Annotated in this window: 5 protein-coding genes; 4 read left to right on the forward strand and 1 reads right to left on the reverse strand. The window is 70.8% G+C overall.

All coding sequences use genetic code 11. The features are described 5' to 3' along the window. Nucleotides 1-720 (reverse strand): o-succinylbenzoate synthase (locus tag EIO58_RS11795; RefSeq protein ID WP_127819710.1); only part of this gene is annotated, 720 nt, incomplete at its 3' end. A 147-nt stretch (nucleotides 721-867) separates the two neighbouring features. Here EIO58_RS11795 and EIO58_RS11800 point away from each other — a divergent pair. From EIO58_RS11800 to EIO58_RS11815, 4 genes are all read left to right on the forward strand, one after another. Beyond that, nucleotides 868-1,203 carry a PadR family transcriptional regulator gene (locus EIO58_RS11800; protein ID WP_127819711.1) on the forward strand — a complete coding sequence of 112 codons (336 nt, stop codon included), beginning with the start codon at nucleotides 868-870 and terminating at the stop codon, nucleotides 1,201-1,203. A 1-nt stretch (nucleotide 1,204) separates the two neighbouring features. Next, on the forward strand, nucleotides 1,205-2,188 hold the full coding sequence (locus EIO58_RS11805) for a permease prefix domain 1-containing protein (RefSeq protein ID WP_127819712.1): 984 nt from the start codon (nucleotides 1,205-1,207) through the stop codon (nucleotides 2,186-2,188). Between the two features lie 116 nt (nucleotides 2,189-2,304). Then, nucleotides 2,305-3,105, forward strand: coding sequence for an LLM class F420-dependent oxidoreductase (locus EIO58_RS11810; protein WP_127819713.1), 801 nt, complete (start codon nucleotides 2,305-2,307; stop codon nucleotides 3,103-3,105). A 249-nt stretch (nucleotides 3,106-3,354) separates the two neighbouring features. Next, the coding region (locus EIO58_RS11815) for a homocysteine S-methyltransferase family protein (protein ID WP_164861661.1) at nucleotides 3,355-5,520 on the forward strand (2,166 nt) is incomplete at its 3' end.

Genomic DNA, 5,520 nt, shown 5'->3' on the forward strand with positions numbered 1-5,520 from the left:
CGCCGGCAGCCCGGCCTCGGCGACGATGCCGAGCGCGCGCCGCACGCCCCCGAGCGGCTGGGCCTTGATCACGAGCAGGTCGGCGGCTCCGGCGCGCGCCACCGCCAGCGGGTCGGTCGCCTTGCGCACGCTCTCGTCCGCGGCGATCGGGATGCCCATGTACTTCACGCGGCGGCGGAGCTCGGCGAGCTCGTCGACGGTCGCGCACGGCTGCTCGGCGTACTCGAGGTCGAACTCGGCGAGGGCGTGGAGCGCGCGCTCGGCCTCGTCGACGTTCCAGGCTCCGTTCGCGTCGATGCGGATGCGGCCCTCCGGTCCCATCTCGTCGCGGACCGCACGCACGCGGTCGACGTCGTCGCCGAGCCGCTGCCCCGCCTCGGCCACCTTGACCTTCGCGGTGCGGCAGCCGTCGAACCGTGCGAGCACCGCGGGGACGTCGGTCGCGGCCAGCGCCGGCACCGTGGCGTTGACGCCGATCGCCTCGCGGCGGGCTGCGGGCTGCGGCATCCACCCCCAGTCGAGGGCCGCGGCGAGCCACACCGAGGCTTCCGTGTCGTCGTATTCGAGGAAGGGCGAGAACTCGGTCCAGCCCTCGGGTCCTTCGAACAGCACCGCCTCGCGCACGTCGACGCCGCGGAACCGTGTCGCGAGCGGCAGCGCGACGACGCGTGCGGTTTCGAGGATGCCGCCGAGCGGGGGAAGGCGTGCGTCGTTGCTCACGCCCCCATCCTGCCCTCTTCCCGTGAACTTCTGCTCGCCTGCCAGAGTGCGCTCGTCACCCGCCGTTTGCGACAAGGCGAGCGTCGGGCTTCCGACAGAACAATGTGTGCTTGACTATAGTGTGTGACACACAGTAACGTGTGGCGCATGAGTGAGACGGACATCCTCGAGACGCACCTGCAGGAACTGCGGCGCGGCACGATCGTGCTGGCATGCCTGCGGCTGCTCGAGAAGCCGGGCTACGGGTACGGGCTGCTCGAAGAGCTGGGACAGCGCGGCTTTCCCACCGATGCGAACACGCTGTACCCGCTGCTGCGGCGCCTCGAGAAGCAGGGGTTCCTGACGAGCGAGTGGAACACCGACGAGGCCCGGCCTCGGAAGTTCTACCGCACCAGCGACGCCGGCGTGCGGCTCGCCGCCGCGCTCACCGACGACTTCCGCGCGATCGCCACGGCGATCGACGCCCTTCCGAAGGAGGACTGACATGACCGCCAAGACCACATCCACCGCCAAGGCCACGCTGGCCGACCGCTACGTCGACGCCGCGATGCGGACCGTTCCCGAGAAACAGCGCGACGACCTCGCCACCGAGCTCCGTGCCTCGATCGACGACCAGGTCGAGGCTCGGATCGAGCAGGGAGAACCACGCGACGCCGCGGAGCGCGCGGTGCTCACCGACCTCGGCGACCCGGAGAAGCTCGCGGCACAGTACACCGACCGACCGCTGTACCTCATCGGCCCCCGCTACTACCTCGAGTGGTGGCGCCTGCTGAAGCTCCTGCTGTGGATCGTGCTGCCCACGGCGGCGCTCGGCATCGCGCTCGCGCGCACCCTGACCGGGGCCGACATCGGAGAGATCATCGGCGGCACGATCGTGACGCTCATGACCGTGGCACTGCACCTGGCGTTCTGGACGACGCTCATCTTCGTGATGGTGGAGCGCGGCTGGGACCGCGGCACGAGCAGACCCATCATGGAGTGGAACGTGGATCAGCTTCCCGAGCCGCGGCCTCAGGGCGTCGGATTCGGCGACATGGTCGCCACGCTGGTGTTCCTGGCGATCGCCGTGGGCGCGCTGATCTGGGACCAGGTGATCGGCTTCGTCCCGGCGCAGCCGGGCCTGCCGTTCCTGAACCCGGAGCTGTGGCCGTGGTGGATCGCGGGCCTGTTCGTGTTCATGGCACTCGAGGCGGCGCTCGCGGTGACCGTGTACCTCCGGCGCGGATGGACATGGACGCTCGCGGTGGTCAACGCGGTGATCGCGCTCGCCGTCGCCGTGCCGGCGCTCGTGCTGCTCTCGCAGGGGCTGCTGATCAACCCCGAGTTCTTCCCGACCGTCCTCGCCGGCGGCAGCCGGCCCGGCTCGATCGTCACGGCCATCCTCCACGTCGTGTTCGGCTTCATGATCGTCGGCATCGCCGTGTGGGACATCGTCGACGTGTTCCTGAAGACCTACCGCACCCGCTGAGGCCCGACCGCTCCGGGGCTGCGTCCCGGGACCGATCGACGGCCGCGTCATTGCGGGGCTCCGAGTCAGCCGGCTCGGAGCCACGGCATCCGCCCGCCTCTAGGCTGAGAGCCATCATGCCTCTTCTCGATACTCCCGTGCGCCTCGGCGTGCAGCTGCAGCCCCAGCACGCCCCGTACTCCGCGTTCCGCGAGGCCGTCAGCCGCCTCGAAGACATGGGCGTCGACATCCTCTTCAACTGGGACCACTTCTTCCCGCTGTCGGGCGACCCCGACGGCCTGCACTTCGAGTCGTGGACGATGCTCGCGGCGTGGGCCGAGCAGACCGAGCGCGTCGAGTTCGGGGCGCTCGTCAACTGCAACAGCTACCGCAACCCCGACCTGCAGGCCGACATGGCCCGCACCGTCGATCACATCTCGGCGAAGGGCGGCGGCCAGGGGCGGTTCATCTTCGCGACCGGCGCCGGATGGTTCGCCCGCGACTACGAGGAGTACGGCTACGAGTTCGGAACCGCCGGCTCGCGGCTTGACGACCTCGCCGCCGGCCTCGCGCGCATCGAGGCGCGGTGGGGGAAGCTCAACCCTGCCCCGACCCGTGACATCCCCGTCATGATCGGCGGCAAGGGGGAGCAGAAGACCCTGCGGCTCGTCGCGCGTCACGCCGACATCTGGCACAGCTTCGTGCGTCCTGACGAGCTGCCCCACAAGCTCGACGTGATCGAGCGGTGGGCCGAGCGCGAGCAGCGCGACACGTCCGACCTCGTCATCTCGAATGAGCTGCACCAGCGCGGCGAAGACCACGCCGACGAGCTTTACACGGCCGGCGTGCGCTTGTTCACACTCGCCTTCCACGGCCCGGACTGGGACTACGACCGCGTCGCCCGCTGGTTGCGCTGGCGCGACGCCAAGAACGCCTGAGCCTCGCCGCCGCCGGCTGTTCGGGTGGCGCAACACGCCGCGTCGCCCGACGGATGCCGCGTGTCGTGCCCCCGGAGCGCGGCCCGCTCGCGAGTCGCGTTGCTTCGGGTGGCGCAACACGCCGCGTGGCCTGACGAGCCCCGCGTGTTGCGACACTCGAAGCGCGAGGAGGGCCGGGCTCGCGGCATCGAGGGTCACGGTCGGTCATGAACGGCGGGGCGGGCGGATGCCGCGGCTAAACTCGCGCGGGTGACCACCGCCCCGCGCTTCGCCCTCGACATCGACGGCGTGCCGCGGTCCGAGCGTGCACAGGCGCTCCTCGACGCGGTCCACGAGCGTGTCGTCATCGCCGACGGGGCGATGGGCACGATGCTGCAGCGGCACGACCTCTCGATCGAGGACGACTTCGCCGGGCTCGAGGGGTGCAACGAGATCCTCAACATCACGCGGCCCGACGTCGTGGGCGCGATCCACGACGCGTACCTCGAGGTCGGCGTCGACGCCGTCGAGACGAACACGTTCGGCGCGAACTGGTCGAACCTCGGCGACTACGGCATCGACGACCGCATCGCCGAGCTCGCCGCGGCGGGTGCGCGCATCGCGCGCGAGCGCGTCGAAGCGGCGGCGCTCGCCGACGGACGGATGCGGTGGGTGCTCGGGTCGATGGGCCCGGGCACGAAGCTCCCGAGCCTCGGCCACACCACCTACGACCACCTCAAGCAGACGTTCGCGCTGCAGGCCGAGGGACTCATCGACGGCGGCGCCGACGCCTTCCTCGTCGAGACCTCGCAGGACCTGCTGCAGACCAAGGCCGCGATCAACGGCTGCCGGCAGGCGATCATGAGCCGCGGCATCCGTCTGCCGGTCTTCGTGGAGGTGACGGTCGAGACGACCGGCACGATGCTCATGGGGTCCGAGATCGGCGCCGCCCTCACGGCTCTCGAACCCCTCGGCGTCGACGCGATCGGGCTCAACTGCGCCACGGGCCCGACCGAGATGAGCGAGCACCTGCGGCACCTGTCGAAGCACGCCGGGGTGCCGATCGCGTGCATGCCGAACGCAGGACTGCCCGTGCTCACCGCCGACGGCGCGCACTATCCGCTGTCGCCGGCCGAGCTGGCGACGGCGCACGAGCAGTTCGTGCGCGAGTTCGGGCTGGCGCTGGTGGGCGGATGCTGCGGCACGACGCCCGAGCACCTGGCCGCGGTCGTCGAGCGGCTGCACGGGGGCAGCGTTCCCGTCGTCTCACGAGCGATTCGTGACGACCTGCCGCGGGACGAGCCCGTGCGCTGGACGTCGCTGGCCTCACGCTCACGCTCGCGGATCGCCGGGATGCCGGCCCCGGTCGTCGAGCCCGACCCCGGGGTCGCGTCGCTGTACCAGCACGTGCCGTTCCAGCAGGATGCCTCGTACCTCGCGATCGGCGAACGCACCAACGCGAACGGCTCGAAGGCGTTCCGCGAGGCGATGCTCGAAGAGCGGTGGGACGACTGCGTCGAGATCGCGCGCAACCAGATCCGCGTCGGGGCGCACCTGCTCGACGTGTGCGTGGACTACGTCGGCCGCGACGGCGCCGCCGACATCCGCGAGGTGGTCTCGCGCCTCGCCTCGGCCTCGACGCTGCCGCTCGTGATCGACTCGACCGAGCCCGCCGTGATCCGGGCGGGTCTCGAGCTCATCGGCGGGCGCCCGGTCGTGAACTCCGTGAACTACGAGGATGGTGACGGACCGGCATCCCGATTCGGCCGCATCATGCCGCTCGTCAAGGAGCACGGCACCGCCGTCATCGCGCTGACGATCGACGAGCACGGCCAAGCCCGCACGACCGAAGGCAAGGTGCGCATCGCCTCGCGCCTCGTCGACGAGCTCACCGGGACGTGGGGCCTGCGGGTCGAAGACATCATCGTCGACTGCCTGACGTTCCCGATCGCGACCGGGCAGGAGGAGACTCGCCGCGACGCGATCGAGACGATCGAGGCGATCCGCCAGATCAGCGCGAAGTACCCGGGCATCAACACGACGCTCGGCGTCTCGAACGTGTCGTTCGGCCTGAACCCGGCCGCGCGCAGCGTGCTGAACTCGGCCTTCCTGCACGAGGCGGTCGAGGCGGGGCTGACATCGGCGATCGTGGATGCCGCGAAGATCGTGCCGCTCGCGTCGATCTCGGACGAGCAGCGCAAGGTGGTGCTCGACCTGGTGTGGGATCGCCGCGAGTACGACGCCGAGGGCAACGTCACGTACGACCCGCTCGCCCGCATGCTCGACCTCTTCGCCGGCGTCGACACCGCGGCGCTGCGCGACCAGCGCGCCGCCGAGCTCGCCGCGCTGCCCGTCGGCCAGCGGCTCGAGCGCCGCATCATCGACGGCGAGGGCAAGGGGCTCGAGGCCGACCTCGACCTCGCTCGCGCGGGCGGC

It is taken from the genome of Microbacterium sp. CPCC 204701, assembly GCF_004010105.1.
Classification (GTDB): Bacteria; Actinomycetota; Actinomycetes; order Actinomycetales; family Microbacteriaceae; genus Microbacterium.

Excerpts from the sequence above, each read along its gene's own strand:
- EIO58_RS11810 (WP_127819713.1), top strand. The coding sequence starts at position 2,305 with ATGCCTCTTCTCGATACTCCCGTGCGCCTCGGCGTGCAGCTGCAGCCC.
- EIO58_RS11800 (WP_127819711.1), top strand. The coding sequence starts at position 868 with ATGAGTGAGACGGACATCCTCGAGACGCACCTGCAGGAACTGCGGCGC.
- EIO58_RS11805 (WP_127819712.1), top strand. The coding sequence starts at position 1,205 with ATGACCGCCAAGACCACATCCACCGCCAAGGCCACGCTGGCCGACCGC.